The organism is Pseudomonadota bacterium, assembly GCA_041395565.1.
Taxonomy (GTDB): Bacteria; Pseudomonadota; Gammaproteobacteria; order UBA9214; family UBA9214; genus UBA9214.
The window spans coordinates 336,121-354,210 of record JAWLAI010000002.1; the positions used below are offsets into that span (position 1 = coordinate 336,121).

Below are 18,090 nucleotides of genomic sequence, written 5' to 3' on the forward strand. Positions count from 1 at the left end.
ATCAATACAAACACTTCAGGCGCCCGCGCGCCAGGGAATGCCGTCATGATGTGGATGACTGAATTGCTCGGGGTGTTCATTGCCGTCAGCCTGATGCTCGCACGCAAGGCGCCGCGCGGCCTATGGATAGCGTTCCTCGCCGCCCTCCTGACCTACTGGTCCTTGGTGCATACCCCGGCCTTCTGGCTCGCGACAACCACCTGGTTATTGTTCCTGTCGTTCACCGCCCTGCTACTGGTTGACCCACTGCGTCACGCCCTGGTGATGCGACCGCTGCTCGCCCTCTATCGCCGCATCATGCCCGGGATGTCCGACACGGAACGCGCGGCACTGGAGGCAGGTAGCATCTGGTGGGAAGCGGAGCTGTTCAGCGGGCAGCCGGACTGGCATCGCATGCTCAGCTACAAGGCGCCGGTACTCACCAGGGAGGAACAGGAATTTATCGATGGTCCGACCGCACAGCTCTGCGCCATGGTCAACGACTGGGAGATCACCGAACAACGCCACGACCTCACCGAGGAAACCTGGGATTTCCTCAAGCGCAAGGGCTTTTTCGGCATGATCATTCCCAAGGAATACGGCGGGCTGGGCTTCTCGGCACACGCCCATTCCTCGGTTGTCATGAAGGTCGCCAGCCGCAGCATCTCGGCCGGCGTGACCGTGATGGTGCCCAACTCACTGGGTCCGGCCAAGCTACTGCTGGCATACGGTACCGATCAGCAGAAACAGCACTACCTGCCCAGGCTTGCGCGCGGAGTCGACATCCCCTGCTTTGCCCTGACCGGTCCCGAAGCCGGCAGCGATGCGGCCTCGATGCCTGACACGGGCGTGGTCTGCCGGCAGCGCTTCGATGGCCGCGACGATGTCCTCGGGATACGCCTGAACTGGGAAAAGCGCTACATCACTCTCGGGCCCGTCGCGACGCTGCTGGGTCTCGCCTTCCACCTGAATGACCCGGATCATCTGCTCGGTGACACGGAAGACATCGGCATCACCCTGGCATTGATCCCAACCAAGACACCCGGCGTCGAAATCGGTGACCGCCACTACCCCATGAGCCAGGCCTTCATGAACGGCCCAAACCGCGGGCACGACGTCTTCATCCCGATGGACTGGGTGATCGGCGGCCAGGAGTACGTCGGCCAGGGTTGGCGCATGCTGATGAACTGCCTGTCGGACGGGCGCGCCATCTCGCTACCCGCGCTGAGCACGGCAGCCGGCAAGCTGGTCAGCCGCAGCGTCGGCGCGTACGCGGCCGTACGCAAGCAGTTCAAGGTACCCATCGGTAAGTTCGAAGGCGTCAGCGAGGTACTGGCACGCATTGCCGGCCTGAGCTACATCATGAACAGCGCCCGCGGCTTCACGACGGCCGCGCTGGACAGCGGCACGGAACCATCCGTCGCCTCGGCGATCGTCAAGTATCATCTGACCGAACGCATGCGCATCGTGATGAACGATGGCATGGATATCCTGGGCGGACGCGGCATCAGCATGGGCCCCCAGAACTTCATAGCCCGCTCCTACCAGGCATTGCCAATCGCCATCACCGTGGAAGGCGCGAATATCCTGACCCGTAACCTGATCATCTTCGGTCAGGGGGCAATCCGCTGCCATCCCTACCTGTTCCGGGAAATGGAGGCGGTAGCTAGCGGCGACATCGCCGCCTTCGATGCCGCGTTGCTCGGTCACGGCAGCCATGTCATGAGCAATGCCAGCCGCAGCCTGTTCCACAACATCAGTTGCGGCCGCCTGCTGCACGCGCCGCAGCATGGGATACGCGGACATTTCTACCGCCAGTTCGGTCGCATGAGCCTGGCCTTCGCCGTCATCACCGAAACGACCCTGCTCTCGCTGGGCGGCGGCCTCAAGCGCAAGGAGTCGATATCCGGCCGGCTCGGCGATGCGCTGAGCTGTCTCTACCTTGGCAGCGCCGTACTCAAGCACCACTATGACAATGGTTCACCCGATGACGAGTTGCCGTTGCTGGAATGGGCCTGCAGGGATCTGCTCTATAACATCCAGCAACGTCTGTTCGAGGTGGTGGACAACCTCCCCGGACGCCTCGTCGCACGCATCGCGCGCATGCTGGCATTCCCTCTCGGCAAGGGTTACCGGCGGCCTGACGATGCGCTCTGCCAGCGTGTCGCAGATATCCTGCTGCAGCCTGGCGCAGTGCGTGATCGCCTGACGCAAGGCGTGTATATTCCGGAAGACGAAAACGAACCGGTCGCACAGCTCGAGACTGCACTGCAGAAGGCCGTCAGTGCAGAACCCGTACTGAAAAAGCTGCGCAGCGCCATGCAGCAAGGCCGCATCGCGCGCGGCGATCCCGAGGCGAGCCTGGCTGCCGGCCTCGCAGCCAACATCATCACAGAAGTCGAGGCGAATACCGTGCGTGCCGCCATCGCCGCACGCCAGATTGTCATCCAGGTCGATGCATTCGCACCTGAGTTCTTCACCAAGGAGCAGAGGTTATGGGGGGACAGCAAGCTGGATGGGGTGGCCGGCCGGTCTATGTAGTCGACGGCAGCCGCACGCCTTTTCTCAAGGCACGCGGCAGGCCGGGGCTGTTTTCTGCATCCGATCTGGCTGTCGCCGCCGGCCGGCCGCTGCTCGTGCGGCAGCCGTTTGCACCCGAGGCGCTCGATGAAGTCATCCTCGGTTGCGTCATGCCAAGCCCGGACGAAGCCAACATCGCAAGGGTGGTGGCGCTGCGGCTGGGTTGCGGCGCGCGCGTCCCGGCGTGGACCGTACAGCGCAATTGCGCCTCCGGCATGCAGTCGCTCGATTCCGCAGCGCAGAACATAGCGAGTGGCCGTTCCGATCTGGTGCTCGCAGGCGGTACCGAAGCCATGAGTCGTGCTCCGGTGCTCTACAACGATACCATGGTGCACTGGCTCGCCGATCTGGCCGGGGCGCGCACCCTGAACGCACGCATCAGGCTGCTCGGGAAATTGCGACCGGCGCACTTCAAACCGATCATCTCGCTGCTGCGTGGCCTGACCGATCCGGTGGTCGGCCTCTCCATGGGCCAGACTGCCGAGATTCTCGCACACCGTTTCGCTATCACGCGTGAAATGATGGACCGCTACGCCATGCGCAGCCACCAGCGTCTCGATGCCGCCCAGCGCGAAGGCCGCCTTGACGAAATCGAAGTGCTCTACGATGGCAAAGGCAGGGTGCATGATCATGACGACGGCGTGCGCGCCGACAGCAGCATGGACAAGCTGGCGCAGCTGAAACCCGTATTCGACCGTCCTGTCGGTCACATCACCGCCGGCAACAGCGCCCAGATCACGGATGGCGCCGCCTGGCTGCTGCTCGCCTCCGAGGCGGCCGTGGGCAGATACAATCTGAACGTCATGGGCAGGCTGGTTGACAGCCAATGGGCCGGGCTCGATCCCGCACAGATGGGGCTCGGTCCCTGCTACGCGATGGCACCGATCATGCAGCGCCACGGACTCGACACGTCCGACCTTGATTATATCGAAATCAACGAGGCCTTTGCGGCACAAGTGCTGGCATGCGTCGCTGCCTGGCAGGATGCGGATTTCTGCCGGTCCGAGTTCGATCGGGAGCATCCCTTCACACCCATCGATGAGCAACGACTCAATGTCGATGGCGGCGGCGTGGCAGTCGGGCATCCGGTCGGCACCAGCGGTGCACGTATCGTCCTGCACCTGCTGAAGACACTCGAACAACACGCAGCCCGCCGTGGTATGGCAAGTATCTGCATCGGTGGCGGCCAGGGCGGCGCCATGCTGGTCGAGAGAACTTGACATGATTTCCGCATGCGGACATTGCCGCATACGGGCAGACGCTGCCCGCGCCGCAGACCGCAGGCAATCACCCGCTCCCCTGCCGATCCTGAACATGGACCATCACTCATGACCGACGCCAACGATCCGGAACATTTCCGACTCGAGTTCGACGCCGACAACATCGCCTGGCTGTCCTTCGACAAGGACGATAGCGGCACCAATGTGCTCAATCTCGAAGTCTTCGCTCAGCTCGACCGGCACCTGCAGTCGATTGCCGCGCGCGGCCCGCGCGGCCTGGTGCTGCAATCCGCGAAATCCAACGGGTTCATCGCCGGCGCCGATATTACCGCCTTTACCAAGGTGACGACGGAACAACAGGCGCTGGAGCTGCTGCATGCCGGCCAGGCCGTATTCAACCGGCTCGAATCCCTGCCCTTCCCGACCGTGGCACTCATCCATGGCTTCTGTCTGGGCGGCGGCCTGGAACTGGCCCTTGCCTGTCGTTACCGGATTACTCGTGATGATCGCGGCACCCGGCTGGGCCTGCCCGAGGTTCGGCTCGGTATTCATCCCGGCTGGGGCGGCAGCGCACGTCTGGTCCCGCTGATCGGCGCTGTCAAGGCGATGGACCTGATCCTTAGCGGCCGCACGGTCGACGGTCGCGCCGGCCGGCGCATGGGGTTCGTCGACCTCGTGGTACCGGAACGGCATCTGCAGGATGCAGCCCGGAAACTCGTGCTGGAATCCCCTCCGGCGCGGCAGCCGCGATTCGCCGAACGTCTCACCAACTCACCGTTGGTGCGCCCACTGCTGGCCGGCCTGTTGCGCAGGCAGGTCGCCAAGCGCGCTGCCCGCGCGCACTATCCCGCGCCTTACGCCATGATCGACGTGTGGCGCAAGCACGCCAATGACAAACCTGCCATGCTGGCAGCTGAGGCGGCCTCACTCGCCCGTCTCGTCACCGGCGATACCGCGAGAAACCTCGTCCACGTGTTCTTTCTCCAGGAAGAACTGAAGTCACTCGGCAAGGACAAGTCCTATCAGCCACGCCACGTGCACGTCGTGGGCGCAGGCACCATGGGTGGGGACATCGCGGCCTGGTGTGCGCTGCGCGGCTTCCATGTCACGCTGCAGGACCAGTCGCCCGAACGCATCGCCCCGGCAATCGCCCGGGCACACAAGCTGTTCGCGGACAAGCTCAGGAAACCCGACCAGGTGCGGTCGGCGCTCGATCGGCTGATGCCGGATCACAAGGCGCTCGGCGTGGAACAGGCCGATATCGTGATCGAGGCAATCTTCGAGGATGCCGGGGTTAAACGCGCGCTGTACCAGTCGCTCGAACCGCGCATGAAGCCTGATGCCATCCTCGCCACCAATACCTCGAGCATCCCGTTGGAAGACCTCACGCCTGCATTGTCACGACCGGAACGCCTGGTCGGACTGCATTTCTTCAATCCGGTCGCCAAGATGATGCTGGTCGAAATCGTCCAGGGCGCGGAGACGGCGCCGGAGGTCAGCGCCCGTGCCATGACCTTCACCCGTCAGATAGACCGGTTGCCGCTGCCGGTCAGCAGCACCCCCGGCTTCCTGATCAACCGCATCCTCATGCCCTATCTGATGGAGGCCGTCGAACTCGTCCAGGAAGGCGTTCCGCCGGCGCTCGTCGACCGGGCCGCCACCGCTTTCGGTATGCCGATGGGACCGGTCGAACTCGGCGACACGGTGGGTCTGGACATCTGCCTGCACGTAGCCAGGATCCTCGCCGGTCATTTCCACGAGGCGGTTCCCGGCAAATTGGTGCAACTGGTCGACGACGGTCATCTCGGCAAGAAATCGGGGCAAGGATTCTACCACTGGAAAGGCGGCCGTCCGGTCAAGCCGAAACCGACCGGCAACGGCTGGACCGCGGAGGAAATCGGCAACCGACTGATACTGCGCCTGCTGAACGAGGCTGTCAGCTGCCTTGACGAACATGTCGTCAGCGCAGCCGATCTGCTCGATGCCGGCATGATATTCGGAACCGGCTTTGCGCCCTTTCGTGGCGGCCCCATCAACTATATCCAGACTGTCGGCAAGCAGAAGCTGCTCGGCCAGCTGCGCGAACTGCAACAGCAACATGGCGAACGCTTCGCACCTGATCCCGGCTGGGAGCATATGTCAGTATCCTAGGGAGAAACATTCATGCACCACTCCGCGCAGACGAAGATACCGGCGGAAACGGCACGGACGCTGGCAGGGCTGTTTCGCGAACGGGTGCGGCGCACACCGGACAAGGTCGCCTATCGCCAGTACCACGACGGCGACGGCAGCTGGCACGACTACACGTGGGCCGACATGGCGCACGATGTTGCGCGCTGGCAGTCAGCATTTGCCGCGGAGGGGCTCGAACACGGCGACCGGGTTGCCATCCTGTTGCGCAACTGCAGGGAATGGGTACTGTTCGAGCAGGCGGCGCTGGGTTGCGGCCTGGTGGTGGTGCCGCTCTATACCGATGACCGTCCCGAGAACAGCGCCTACATACTCAACAACTCCGGCTGCAAGATCCTGTTTCTCGAGGGCCAGGCGCACTGGCAGAACATTAACACCGTACTCGCGGAACTGGGGGGACTGCAGCGCATCCTGACCATCGAGCCGGTCACGGTAGCGGCCGGGGAAACACGGGTACGTACGATTGCCGAGTGGGTGCCGGTCGGTGACGCAGAACTGCGCTGCGATGACGGCGCTCCCGGCGAGCTCGCCACGATAGTCTACACCTCGGGAACCACCGGACGCCCCAAGGGCGTCATGCTCAGTCATTGGAATATCCTGTTCAACTGTGACAGCGCCCTGGATGTGGTACAGATTCTGTTCGACGACCTGCTGCTTTCCTTCCTGCCGCTGTCGCACACCTTCGAACGTACGGTGGGCTACTACATCCCGATGATGGTCGGTGCGACGGTCGCCTATGCGCGCTCAATCCCGCAACTGGGAGAAGACCTGCAAACCGTGAAGCCGACGCTGCTGATCTCGGTGCCGCGCATCTACGAGCGTGTCTACAACAAGGTTCAGGCAGGACTGGCAGAGAAACCACCGATTGCGAGCTGGCTGTTCAACACCGCGGTCAATATCGGCTGGGCCCGTTTCGAGCATCAGCAGCATCGCGCCGGCTGGCGCCCCAGCTTCCTGCTCTGGCCCCTGTTCGACAAGTTGGTCGCCAGCAAGATAATGGCAAAACTCGGCGGACGCATGCGCATGGCCGCATCCGGGGGCGCCCCGCTGCCACCACAGATCGCACGGGTGTTCATCGGGCTGGGACTGCCGCTGATTCAGGGTTACGGCCTCACTGAAACCAGTCCCATTCTCACCGCGAACCCGGTCGACGACAACGATCCCAGCAGTGTCGGTATCCCCCTGCGCGGTCTCGAACTGAAGGTCGCCGAGAACGACGAACTGATCGCGCGTGGACCCTGCATCATGCTCGGATACTGGGACAATGCGGAGGCGACCGCTGAGGTGATCGACGGCGATGGCTGGTTTCATACCGGCGACAAGGCCAAAATCGAGAACAATCACGTCTACATCACCGGGCGACTGAAGGAAATCATCGTGCTGGCCAACGGCGAAAAGGTGCCGCCGGCCGACATGGAGATGGCGATCGCACTGGATCCGTTGTTCGAACAAGTTCTGGTGATCGGCGATAACCGGCCGTTTCTCACCACCATCATTGTGCTGGAACCCGGCCAGTGGAAATTGTTCGCCGCCGAACTGGGGCTTGATCCGCATGCACCAGAATCGATCAACGACCCGATCCTGGAAAAGGCGGTATGTGAACGGATCAAGAGCAGGCTTGCCGCTTTCCCCGGCTACGCACAGATCTATCGCGTCAGCTGCACGCTGGATGCCTGGACTATCGACAACGGCCTGATCACGCCTACCCTCAAGCTGAAGCGCAACCGCATCCTGGAACATTTCTCCGCAACGGTTGCCGCCATGTACGAGGGACACTGACGGCCAGCTGCAGGCCGTCCCGCACGCGCATGCCCGACCGTACGCTGCTTCCCGACGATCGCCACCTCGCGATCCGTATCATGGCCACGCCGGCGGACACCAACGCCTCCGGTGACATCTTCGGCGGCTGGCTCATGGCACAGGTAGACATCGCCGGCAGTATCATTGCGCGCCGGCGCGCCAACGGCCGCATCGTCACGGTCGCGGTCAACTCGTTCACGTTCAGGCAACCGGTCTTCGTCGGAGACCTCGTCAGCTGCTATGCACAGATCACGCGCATCGGCAGGACGTCGCTAACCGTCAACGTCAAGGCCTTCGCCGAGCGCCAGCAGGAAACGCACGCGATCATCCTGGTGACCGAGGCGGACCTCACGTACGTCGCGGTGGACGCGGACCGCCGCCCCCGCCCCATGCCCTGAGGCCGTCCCGGCTACGCTTTCCCTAGAGCGCTGCCGGGGGCCGGAACAGCGTCCGGAAATTCGCAGTGGTGGCCGCGGCAATGGTGTCGTAGCTCTCGCCGCGCAGTCCGGCGATGCATTCCGCCGTATGGCGGACCCAGGCCGGCTGATTGGGCTTGCCGCGGTGCGGCACCGGTGCGAGATACGGACAGTCGGTCTCCACCAGCATGCGCTCCAGCGGCAGCCTGCGGGCCACCTCCTGCAGGATGGTCGCGCTGCGGAAGGTGACGATACCCGAGAACGAAATGTGGAAATTGAGTGCCATGGCCTGCCGGGCCAGCTCCCAGTCGCCGGTAAAACAGTGCATGACGCCGCCGATCTCATCGGCCCGTTCGTCCGCGAGGATGTCGATGGTATCCGCGCCCGCGTCGCGCGAATGAATGATCAGCGGCTTGCCGGACTCGCGCGCCGCCGCGATGTGGCGCCGGAACCGCTCCCGCTGCCAGCCAAGATCGCCTTCACTGCGGAAATAGTCCAGCCCCGTTTCGCCGATGGCGACCACCCGGGGGTGCCGCGCCAGCTGCACGAGATCGTCGATGCTGGGTTCGCGACCGCCGCGCTCGTTGGGGTGCAATCCAACCGAGGCCGTCACATCGGCATGCGACTCGGCGATGCGCAGCATGGCCGGAAAGTCCTCGAGGTTGACCGCCACACAGAGAAAATGCCCGACATCGCTGGCACGAGCTGCCGTCAGCACCCCGTCGAGACTGCCGCCAAACGGTGCCAGGTCGAGCATATCCAGGTGGCAATGGGAATCGACGAGCATGTGGACAACCGCGTAGCAGGACAGCGGTAATGATAGAGGGTTTGCCGGCTACTGCCAAACCGGCAGGCCGGGCCGGCCGCCGCTTACATGGTGTGGGTCGGACGGTCGCTATCGAGCGCGCCGGCCAGGAAGCCCTCGATCTTGTTGCGGGCGTGGCCGTCGTCCTGATTGCTGAACTGCACGCCGATACCCGCTGCGCGGTTGCCCTGTGCGCCGACCGGGGTAATCCAGACGATCTTGCCGGCAACCGGAAGTTTCTCGGGCTCGTCCATCAACGTGAGCAGCATGAACACCTCTTCACCCAGCTTGTATTCCTTCTTGGTGGGAATGAACAGGCCGCCACCCTTGATGAACGGCATATAGGCAGCGTAGAGCGCACTCTTGTCCTTGATGGTAAGCGAGAGTATGCCCTGTCGTGCTGAGGTTCCAGTGCTCATTGTCGACGTTCCCCTGTGGTTACTGCCCTGCCGCCCAGGCGAGCAGGATATCTTCAGCCAGCAACTGGCGATTCAGGCTGCCGTCATTGTAGCGCAGCAGGCTGTTGATCCTGTCCAGTTGCCGGTACAGCTGCCGGTTGTCGAATCTGCCGGCCAGCCGGTTCAGCCCTTCGGCCAGGTCCGGGCTGCGTATCGTACCGGCGGCGTTGCCGCCAAGACGAATTCGAATCAGGTCCATTAACCAGTCGCGCATCCACTTTACCGCCTGCAGATTCTCGTCCTGGCCCCAGTCAGCCGCAACTGCCAGCGGATTCGCCCTGCCCTCGAGCACCCCCAGCAGCGCCTGGAACCGTGCCTGCCGCGCTTCGACGACCCGCGCCTCGGCCAGCCGCAGCGCCTCCAGTGGGGCACCGCCAGCGAGTTGCAGATAAATTTGCGGATCCTGTCCTGCAAGCTGCCCGGCCAGCCAGGTCTGCGCGACCGCCGGGTCCGGCGGCGGAATAAACACCTGCTGGCAGCGGCTGCGTATGGTGGCGGGCAACCGCGCCGGCTGCGCGCTGATCAGCATCAGTATCGTGTTATCGGATGGTTCCTCCAGCGTCTTTAACAAGCTGTTGGATGCATTGATGTTCATGGCCTCCGCCGGTGCCACGATCGCGACCTTGTAGCCGGCGCGATGGCTGGACAGCGCAAGCTTTTCCGCCAGCCCGCGCACCTGGTCCACCTTGATGGCCTGGGCGCCCTCTTCCGGGGCAATCATGAAAAAATCCGGATGACTGCCGGCGCCGAACTGCTGGCAGCCGGGACAGGCGCCGCAGGCCGCGGCTCCCTCCGCACGCCGTTCGCACAGCAGCAATGCCGCGAGTGTACGGGCAAGGGCCGTCTTACCCACCCCGGGCTGCCCACACACCAGCAGACCGTGCGGCAACCTGCCACGGGCGATCACCCCCAGCAGCTGCTGCAGGCGGGATTCCAGCCAGGGATACGGGCTCAGCATATCCACGCCGGCGCTCCGGGTACGGCCCAGGGGGCAGCCTGACACAGGCCGGCCAGGCAGGATGTCGGACAGCGCCCCGGCAGCCGGTGGGCACACCCCGGTCCCGCGCAGCCGGCCCGGTGGTCGCCATGCTTCGGGGCACTACTCAAAGCGGCAGGCATTCCCTGATCAACTGCTGCACACCCGCCAGCGGCTGACTGGCATCGATGACACGGTAGCGACCGGGATGCCTGCGGGCCAGTTCCAGGTAGGCCTGGCGTACCCGCTCGAAGAATTCCACCCGTTCGCGCTCGAAGCGGTCCGGCGCGCCGCGAGCGCTGATGCGTGCCAGTCCGGTGGCAACAGGCAGGTCGAGCAACAGGGTGAGATCAGGGCGGAAGCCGCCCTGCACCAGGTCCTCCAGCCGGGCGATGACCGCAGCATCCACGCCGCGCCCGCCGCCCTGATAGGCATAGGTGGCATCGGTGAAGCGGTCGCACAGCACCCAGCGGCCGGCCGCCAGTGCCGGCCGGATCACTTTCGCCAGGTGCTCGGCACGCGCGGCGAACACCAGCTGCAGCTCGCACAGGGTATCCATACCGGTATGGGCAGGATCGAGCAGCAGTTCCCGGATCGCCTCGGCCAGCGGGGTTCCACCCGGCTCGCGCGTGACCACGACATCCTTGCCCGCAGCCTGCAGCTGCTGGCGGATGAAATCCATGTTGGTGCTCTTGCCAACCCCCTCGATGCCTTCGACGGTAATGAATTTTCCGGTCACTGCGCGTCTTCCTCGCCGGGCAGATCAATGCCTGATTTGCCGCGCTGATACTTGTCCACCGCACGGTTGTGCTCGTCCAGGGTGCTGGAAAAATAGTGACTGCCGCCCCCCCTGGCGACGAAGTAGAGACTGTCTCCTGCAGCCGGATGCAGCACGGCATCGATCGCCTCCCTGCCGGGCATGGCGATGGGCGTGGGCGGCAGGCCGTCGCGCATATAGGTGTTGTAGGGTGTATCACGCATCAGATCGGCACGGCGCAGGTTGCCGTCGAAGTGCTGGCCCATACCGTAGATCACGGTCGGATCGGTCTGCAGCTTCATGCCCTTCTGCAGACGGCGAAGAAAGACACCGGCAATCCGGGCACGCTCCTCTGCCAATCCGGTTTCCTTTTCCACTATGGAGGCCAGGATCAACGCTTCGTAGGGACTCGCCAGGGGCAGTCCCTCCGCGCGTTGTTCCCAGGCGCGCTGCAGGTAAGCCTCCATGGCATCCCACGCCCGCCGCAGGAATTCCACGTCGGTCGTATTGCGCGGAAAGTGATAGGTGTCGGCGAGGAAACGCCCTTCCGGCTGCTCACCTGGATGTCCGATGCGCTCCATGATGGCCGTCGTATCCAGGCCAGTCAGCGTATGCTGCAGGCTGGGATGCGCCGCGACGCGCGCCAGCATCTCGGTAAAGGTCTGCCCCTCGATCAGCGTCAGGCCGTACTGCAACACCCGACCTTCGGTCATCAGCTCGAGCAGGGCCGTCGGGGTCAGGTCACCGGTGAGGGTATATTCGCCTACCTTGAGGTGACGCGCCGCGTCGAGCCGGCGACCGAGCTGAATGAAAAAACGCGGGTAACGGATGATACCCGCTGCGTGCAGCCGCCGGGCCAACAGCCCGAGCGAGGTGCCTTCGCTGACGGTGAAGATGTAGGGGTCCTGTGGCAGGGTGATCGGTGTCTGGCTGAAGTGCTGGTAACGGCTGTAGATCACACCGATTGTGCCGAGTGCGAATACGACCAGCACAACCAGCAGTTGCAGGAACCGGTGTTTGCAGCGGGGACAGGCTTGTTCGTTCATCGACCGGTCATCACGATTCGTCTGGTTGAGCCTGCAGCAGTGCCTGCAGGTACGGCGCTATTCTACCAGCCGGATAGCAGCGCTCTGCAATCCGGGTCACAGGCCAGATGCCGATCAGGCTGTTGCACAGCATCACCTCGTCCGCTGTGTCCAGTTCCGCCAGCGGGATGTCGCGGATCCGCACCGGGATCCCTGCCTGCGCGGCCAGTTCCAGGATCAGCGCACGCGTGACGCCCGCCACCCCGCAGTGCGTGAGATCGGGGGTGGACAGCACCTCGTCCCTGAGCATTAGGATATTGCTCATCGTGCCTTCCACGATATTGCCGCGCGCATCCTGCATCAGACCCTCCGCGATGGCAGGATCATCCCATTCGGCGCGCGCCAGCACCTGCTCGAGGCGGTTGAGGTGCTTGATCCCGGCCAGCCGCGGATTGCGGGCCAGCCGCTCACTGCAGATGCGTACGCACACACCCTGTTGCGCGTAATCTGCCGGCCAGTCCGGATACGGATGCAGCTGCAGGATCCGTGTCGGTACGGCTGCCGGATCCGGCCGGTAGCCGCGCCCGCCCGTGCCCCGGGTAACCAGTATCTTGAGTACGGCACGCGCGGCATCCCGGCACAGTACCGCGGCCTCTTCCCGCAGCAGAGCCGCAGCGGGCGGCGCGATGCCGAGACGGGCGCAGCCAAGCTGCAAGCGCTCCAGGTGACGTGACCAGTGCCGGGGTATCCCGTCACGAACGGCCATTGTCTCGAACAGGCCGTCGCCGTACAACAACCCGCGGTCCCGGGTCGACAGGCAGTCGCCGGCCGCGCCGTTGACCAGGACCCTTAGCACCGCTGCGCTCATGCCTCGTGCAACCCCAACGCACGCAGCAGACCACGGGCCTTGGCGCGTGTTTCCGCGAGTTCGGCATGGGCATCCGAGTCCGCCACGATACCGGCGCCCGCCCGCAGTTCGATCCGGCGGCCGTGGCTGACCATGGTGCGAATGAGGATATTCATATCCATGCTGCCATCAAGATTCAGGTAGCCCATCGAACCGGTGTAGGCACCACGCGGCCGGCACTCGAGTTCCGCGATGATCTCCATGCAACGCACCTTGGGACATCCTGTAATGGTGCCACCGGGAAAGACAGCGCGCAGCACCTGCCCGGGACGGATCCCGGAGCGCAGGCGTCCGCGCACATTGGAAACAATATGGTGCACATGTGCATAGGTTTCCAGTGCCATGAGTTCGTTGACCTCGATGCTTCCGGGCACGCAGATCCGGCCGAGGTCATTGCGTTCCAGGTCGATGAGCATGATGTGTTCGGCACGCTCCTTGGGATGCGCGAGCAACTCGCCGGAGCTGGCCGCATCCGCCGCCGCTCCCGCGCCGCGCGGCCGGGTACCGGCGATGGGACGCGTTTCCACGCAGCCGCCCGCCACCCTGACCAGCCGCTCCGGCGAGGAACTGATGATGGCGGCATCGTTCCAGACAGCCAAACCGCCGAACGGCGCGGGATTCTGGATACACAGATTACTGTAGAGGACATCCGGGGGAACTGCATCCCGCAGACTGGTATACCATGCCCGCGACAGATTGACCTGGAAGACATCGCCCGCGACGATGTAGTCGTGGATGCGCGCCACGGCATCGAGGTATTGCTGCGGATCATCTTCCTCGATCCCCGCCAGAGCGACAGCGCGCATCGAGGCCGGCGCAGTCAGCGCAACGCGTTCGATATCCCGGCGCATGGTCTCCAGCAAGTCCCGGCGCCCGGATTCGGCGATGATCACGGTACGTCCGGTGGCATGATCGTGCACGATCCCGCCCGGCATGCGGGTGGCAAACGCCACCGGCAGCGGCGCTGCGGCAGCCGGCTGCTGCAGGCGTGGTTCGATCTGGCCGGCGAGCTCGTAGCCCAGGTAGAGAAACCAGCCCCCCCTAAACGGCAGTTCCGTGTCTGCGTCAGCCGCCTGTTCGCGCAGCCACCAGCCATCCAGCGCCGACAGAAAATCTGTCGTGCCTGCCGGCTCCGGAGCATCCAGCTGGCCGTTTGCGTCCAGCACCAGACTCTGTCCGGGACAGGCGAACAGGATGTCGTAGCGGCCCCCTGCCGAGCTCTGGAGCAGGTAGGGATAGCGCACCGGATTCGAGCGGTGCAGGGCCAGCAGCGTCAGTACCGTTCCAGCCTCTGTGATGAGTGCGGCCATCTGTGCATCCGCTGCCCTCAGCCTGTCCCGACGCAGGACAGCTGGACAATTGCGGGCAGGCGTCCCTGCCCGGGTGCGATTATCCGAGGTGGCGAAATACCAGGGTACCGTTGGTGCCCCCGAAGCCGAAAGAATTCGACAGGGCGATGTTGATTACCATGTCCCGTGCCGTATGCGGCACGTAGTCGAGATCGCAGGCAGGATCCGGATGCTCGAGGTTGATGGTGGGCGGCGCCACCTGGTCGCGTAAGGCCATTACCGTGAACACCGCCTCCACGCCGCCGGCGGCACCGAGCAGATGGCCTGTCATCGATTTGGTCGAACTGATCGCCACTTTCCCGGCGCTGGCACCGAAGGCGCGCTTGATGGCAAGCGTTTCCGCCACGTCACCCGCCGGTGTCGAAGTGCCGTGCGCGTTGATGTAGTCGACCGCGTCGTGGCTGATACCGGCATCGCGCAAGGCGGCATCCATGCACTGGGCCGGTCCCTCGCCGCCTTCCGAGGGCTGGGTCATGTGGAAGGCGTCGCCGCTCATACCGAAACCGACGATCTCGCAGTAGATGTCGGCGCCGCGCCGGCGTGCATGTTCGTATTCCTCGAGCAGCAGGATGCCGGCACCGTCACTCAACACGAAACCGTCGCGGTCGCGGTCCCAGGGGCGGCTTGCTGCCGTCGGATCGTCATTGCGGGTGGACAACGCGCGCGCCGCGGCGAAGCCGCCGATTCCGGTGGGACAGGTGGTCATCTCCGCACCACCTGCGACCATGATGTCTGCATCGCCGTAGGCAATGGTCCGCGCGGCCACGCCGATGTTGTGTGTGGAGGACGTACAGGCCGTGACGATGGCGATGTTGGGTCCCTTCATGCCGTACATGATGGAAAGGTTGCCGGCGATCATGTTGATGATGTTGCCGGGCACGAAGAACGGCGAGATCTTGCGCGGACCGCCATCAAGGTAATTCTGGTAGGCGACCTCGATGCCATGCAGCCCGCCGATGCCGGAACCGATGGCTACGCCCGCACGCGCGGCGTTGTCCGGCGTGATCTCTATGCCGGCATCACTGATGGCCTGGACAGCGGCGGCAATGCCGTAGTGGATGAACGCACCCATGCGGCGCGCGTCCTTGCTGTTGATGTACTGCGTCACGTCGAAGTCGCGGATCTCGCCGGCAAATCGCACCGGGAAATCGGCCGCATCGAAGTTCGTGATGGGACCGATGCCACTCCTGCCGGCACGGATGTTGTCCCAGGCGTCCGCGACGCTGTTTCCAACAGGTGAAATGATCCCCAGACCGGTTACTACCACGCGTCTCTTGGACACAGTTCGACTCCACTAACGCCTGTTTGGCTCCACAATAAAACAAAAGGCCGCACCCGTCGCGACGGTGCGGCCGGCATGCTCATGGAAATGCTTAGCCCAGGTGAGCGTTAACGTAGTCAATCGCCTGCTGAACTGTAGTGATCTTTTCGGCCTCCTCGTCGGGAATCTCGCACTCGAATTCCTCTTCCAGCGCCATGACCAGCTCGACGGTATCCAGAGAATCCGCGCCAAGGTCGTCGACAAACGAAGAGTTCGCGTTGACTTCTTCTTCCTTTACGCCCAACTGCTCAACGACAATCTTCTTGACGCGTTCATCAATCGTGCTCATTTCAGGTGGTTCCTCTCTGTTTTATGGAGCGCAGCCGCGGCCGCGCGAAGTATTGTAGTGAATGGCCGCCGCTAGTTACAAGTCGCGGCCCCCCTGCCATTACAGGCACTTGCGTGGGCACGGCGGCGGTTCTGCGCGGCGCCGCGCGTGCTGATTATTTTTATTTATTTAACAGATGTTTAATGTCCTCGATCCGAACAAGGCGCAGATCAGTGCATGTACATGCCGCCGTTGACGTGAATTGTCTCGCCGGTGATATAACCGGCGTCGCTGGAAGCGAGAAACGCCACGGTGTTGGCGATGTCGGTCACGTCTCCGAGCCGCCCGAGCGGGATCTGGCCCAGCAATGCGGCACGCTGTTCTTCCGGCAGTGCCCGTGTCATGTCGGTATCGATGAATCCGGGCGCGACGGCGTTGACCGTGATGCCGCGCGAACCGATCTCGCGTGCCAGTGATTTGGCGAATCCGATCACGCCGGCCTTGGTCGCCGCATAATTGGCCTGGCCTGGATTGCCGGTCGCACCGATCACCGACGAGATCATGATGATACGACCGAAACGCGCCTTCATCATACCCTTCAGACAGGCGCGGCACATGCGGAATGCGGATGTGAGATTGGTCTCGATCACCTCATCCCATTCCTCGTCCTTCATCCGCATCAAGAGATTGTCGCGCGTGATACCCGCATTGTTGACGAGTATGGCCGGGGTACCGTAATTCTCCGTCACGGCCTTGATGAATGTCGCGATCGAATCGGAATCGCTCACGTCCAGCACCATGCCTTCCCCCCTGATCCCGGCAGCGGACAGTGCCGCGGAAATCGCCTGTGCGCCCTGCGCCGAGGTCGCGGTCCCGATCACGGTTGCCCCGCGTCGTCCCAGTATCTCCGCGATGGCCTTGCCGATGCCACGGCTGGCCCCGGTCACGAGTGCGATCTGGTTTTCAAATGACATGGCTGCTCTCCACCTTGAATCTAATGCTGACTGTTACCGGCCGTCGGCGCCGACCAGGGCGGCATCCAGCGAGGCCGGATCCTGCACGGTCTCGGTGCTGACCGTCTTCGCGATGCGCTTGTTGAGACCCGCCAACACCTTGCCGGGGCCGGCCTCGATGATACGCGTGATGCCGTCTGCGGCCATGGCCTGCACCGTCCGGACCCATTGCACCGGGCTGTAGAGCTGGTGCCGCAAGTTCGCGCGGATGACATCCGGCTCGCTGTGGGGACTCGCATCGACATTCTGAATGACCGGGATACGTGGCGTAACGATGCTGGCGGCATCCAGGCGCGCCGCGAATTCCTCAGCTGCCGGTTCCATGAGCGCGCAGTGCGAAGGCACGCTGACCGGCAGGATGACCGCGCGCTTGGCACCGGCCGCTTTCGCCGCGGTCACCGCGCGCTCGACGGCACCGGCATGGCCGGCGATGACCACCTGGCCGGGCGAATTGAAGTTGACCGGGCTGACCACCTCGCCGGCTGCCGCGGCAGTGCAGACACCGGCCACGACATCGTCATCGAGACCCAGAATCGCCGCCATGGCCCCCACGCCGGACGGAACCGCGTGCTGCATGCAGCGGCCGCGCTCGGCGACCAGGGCGACGGCATCCGAGTATTCCAGTGCGCCGGCACAAACCAGCGCCGTGTATTCACCCAGGCTGTGACCTGCCATCATGGCCGGTTGCGTCCCGGCGCGACTCTGCCATACACGCCAGACCGAAACGCCCGCCGCAAGCATCGCCGGCTGGGTATGGTCTGTCTGGTTGAGCTGCGCTTCCGGTCCTTCCTGGACCAGCGCCCAGAGGTCGTAGCCGAGGACATCGCTGGCCGCCTCGAAGGTCTCGCCGACCTGCGGATAGGCCGAAGCCAGCTCAGCCAGCATACCGACGGATTGTGAGCCCTGCCCGGGAAAGACCATGGCCAGCGTCACGCCAGTTTCTGATATGTTCATGGGATTACCTGTTTTGCTGCGCCGGGCATAGCGGCACCAGCTGTCGTTTTGATCCTGCCGTCCGGCGCTCCC

The 18,090-nt window shown here is 63.8% G+C and carries 16 protein-coding genes; 5 read left to right on the plus strand and 11 right to left on the minus strand.

The genetic code is table 11. From position 1 onward, the window contains the following. Nucleotides 1–45 precede the first annotated feature (45 nt). From R3F42_01650 to R3F42_01670, 5 genes are all read left to right on the plus strand, one after another. Nucleotides 46–2,520 (plus strand): acyl-CoA dehydrogenase, encoded by a 2,475-nt coding sequence (locus tag R3F42_01650; protein ID MEZ5540729.1) that lies wholly within the window; start codon nt 46–48, stop codon nt 2,518–2,520. Further along, a complete protein-coding gene (locus tag R3F42_01655) occupies nt 2,475–3,779 on the plus strand; it encodes an acetyl-CoA C-acetyltransferase (GenBank protein ID MEZ5540730.1) in 1,305 nt (434 codons plus the stop codon). The genes R3F42_01650 and R3F42_01655 overlap by 46 nt, the downstream gene beginning before the upstream one ends. Before the next feature lie 108 nt (nt 3,780–3,887). Then, the gene (locus tag R3F42_01660) at nt 3,888–5,930 is read left to right on the plus strand and encodes a 3-hydroxyacyl-CoA dehydrogenase NAD-binding domain-containing protein (GenBank protein ID MEZ5540731.1); all 2,043 of its coding nucleotides are present in this window, start codon (nt 3,888–3,890) and stop codon (nt 5,928–5,930) included. A 12-nt stretch (nt 5,931–5,942) separates the two neighbouring features. Then, entirely contained in the window at nt 5,943–7,748 is a 1,806-nt protein-coding gene (locus R3F42_01665) for a long-chain fatty acid--CoA ligase (protein MEZ5540732.1), read from the plus strand. Between the two features lie 29 nt (nt 7,749–7,777). Next, a complete protein-coding gene (locus R3F42_01670) occupies nt 7,778–8,167 on the plus strand; it encodes an acyl-CoA thioesterase (protein ID MEZ5540733.1) in 390 nt (129 codons plus the stop codon). 22 nt (nt 8,168–8,189) lie between these two features. On the opposite strand, the gene R3F42_01675 is transcribed toward R3F42_01670, so the two are convergent. From R3F42_01675 to fabD, 11 genes are all read right to left on the minus strand, one after another. After that, complete coding sequence (locus R3F42_01675; protein ID MEZ5540734.1) at nt 8,190–8,972, minus strand: TatD family hydrolase; 783 nt, start codon at nt 8,970–8,972, stop codon at nt 8,190–8,192. Nucleotides 8,973–9,055: 83 nt separating this feature from the next. Then, nucleotides 9,056–9,409, minus strand: a complete 354-nt coding sequence (locus R3F42_01680) for a PilZ domain-containing protein (GenBank protein ID MEZ5540735.1) — start codon at nt 9,407–9,409, stop codon at nt 9,056–9,058. 19 nt (nt 9,410–9,428) lie between these two features. Beyond that, entirely contained in the window at nt 9,429–10,406 is a 978-nt protein-coding gene (locus R3F42_01685; GenBank protein MEZ5540736.1) for a DNA polymerase III subunit delta', read from the minus strand. A gap of 145 nt (nt 10,407–10,551) precedes the next feature. Continuing rightward, a complete protein-coding gene (tmk, locus tag R3F42_01690) occupies nt 10,552–11,163 on the minus strand; it encodes a dTMP kinase (protein MEZ5540737.1) in 612 nt (203 codons plus the stop codon). Then, nucleotides 11,160–12,227 (minus strand): endolytic transglycosylase MltG, encoded by a 1,068-nt coding sequence (gene mltG / locus R3F42_01695; GenBank protein MEZ5540738.1) that lies wholly within the window; start codon nt 12,225–12,227, stop codon nt 11,160–11,162. The genes tmk and mltG overlap by 4 nt, the downstream gene beginning before the upstream one ends. Nucleotides 12,228–12,237: 10 nt before the next feature. Beyond that, complete coding sequence (gene pabC / locus R3F42_01700) at nt 12,238–13,074, minus strand: aminodeoxychorismate lyase (protein ID MEZ5540739.1); 837 nt, start codon at nt 13,072–13,074, stop codon at nt 12,238–12,240. After that, on the minus strand, nt 13,071–14,423 hold the full coding sequence (locus tag R3F42_01705; GenBank protein ID MEZ5540740.1) for an aminodeoxychorismate synthase component I: 1,353 nt from the start codon (nt 14,421–14,423) through the stop codon (nt 13,071–13,073). The genes pabC and R3F42_01705 overlap by 4 nt, the downstream gene beginning before the upstream one ends. A gap of 79 nt (nt 14,424–14,502) precedes the next feature. Next, nucleotides 14,503–15,744, minus strand: a complete 1,242-nt coding sequence (gene fabF, locus R3F42_01710) for a beta-ketoacyl-ACP synthase II (GenBank protein ID MEZ5540741.1) — start codon at nt 15,742–15,744, stop codon at nt 14,503–14,505. Nucleotides 15,745–15,835: 91 nt separating this feature from the next. After that, nucleotides 15,836–16,072 carry an acyl carrier protein gene (acpP, locus tag R3F42_01715; GenBank protein ID MEZ5540742.1) on the minus strand — a complete coding sequence of 79 codons (237 nt, stop codon included), beginning with the start codon at nt 16,070–16,072 and terminating at the stop codon, nt 15,836–15,838. Nucleotides 16,073–16,281: 209 nt separating this feature from the next. Next, on the minus strand, nt 16,282–17,025 hold the full coding sequence (gene fabG, locus R3F42_01720; GenBank protein ID MEZ5540743.1) for a 3-oxoacyl-ACP reductase FabG: 744 nt from the start codon (nt 17,023–17,025) through the stop codon (nt 16,282–16,284). A 33-nt stretch (nt 17,026–17,058) separates the two neighbouring features. After that, nucleotides 17,059–18,018: an ACP S-malonyltransferase gene (fabD, locus tag R3F42_01725; GenBank protein MEZ5540744.1), complete on the minus strand. Its 960-nt coding sequence runs from the start codon at nt 18,016–18,018 to the stop codon at nt 17,059–17,061. Nucleotides 18,019–18,090 lie beyond the last annotated feature (72 nt).

Coding starts and splice junctions, on each gene's coding strand:
- R3F42_01650 (MEZ5540729.1), top strand. CDS start 46: ATGATGTGGATGACTGAATTGCTCGGGGTGTTCATTGCCGTCAGCCTG.
- R3F42_01655 (MEZ5540730.1), top strand. CDS start 2,475: ATGGGGGGACAGCAAGCTGGATGGGGTGGCCGGCCGGTCTATGTAGTC.
- R3F42_01660 (MEZ5540731.1), top strand. CDS start 3,888: ATGACCGACGCCAACGATCCGGAACATTTCCGACTCGAGTTCGACGCC.
- R3F42_01665 (MEZ5540732.1), top strand. CDS start 5,943: ATGCACCACTCCGCGCAGACGAAGATACCGGCGGAAACGGCACGGACG.
- R3F42_01670 (MEZ5540733.1), top strand. CDS start 7,778: ATGCCCGACCGTACGCTGCTTCCCGACGATCGCCACCTCGCGATCCGT.
- R3F42_01675 (MEZ5540734.1), bottom strand. CDS start 8,972: ATGCTCGTCGATTCCCATTGCCACCTGGATATGCTCGACCTGGCACCG.
- R3F42_01680 (MEZ5540735.1), bottom strand. CDS start 9,409: ATGAGCACTGGAACCTCAGCACGACAGGGCATACTCTCGCTTACCATC.
- R3F42_01685 (MEZ5540736.1), bottom strand. CDS start 10,406: ATGCTGAGCCCGTATCCCTGGCTGGAATCCCGCCTGCAGCAGCTGCTG.
- mltG (MEZ5540738.1), bottom strand. CDS start 12,227: ATGAACGAACAAGCCTGTCCCCGCTGCAAACACCGGTTCCTGCAACTG.
- pabC (MEZ5540739.1), bottom strand. CDS start 13,074: ATGAGCGCAGCGGTGCTAAGGGTCCTGGTCAACGGCGCGGCCGGCGAC.
- R3F42_01705 (MEZ5540740.1), bottom strand. CDS start 14,423: ATGGCCGCACTCATCACAGAGGCTGGAACGGTACTGACGCTGCTGGCC.
- acpP (MEZ5540742.1), bottom strand. CDS start 16,072: ATGAGCACGATTGATGAACGCGTCAAGAAGATTGTCGTTGAGCAGTTG.
- fabG (MEZ5540743.1), bottom strand. CDS start 17,025: ATGTCATTTGAAAACCAGATCGCACTCGTGACCGGGGCCAGCCGTGGC.
- fabD (MEZ5540744.1), bottom strand. CDS start 18,018: ATGAACATATCAGAAACTGGCGTGACGCTGGCCATGGTCTTTCCCGGG.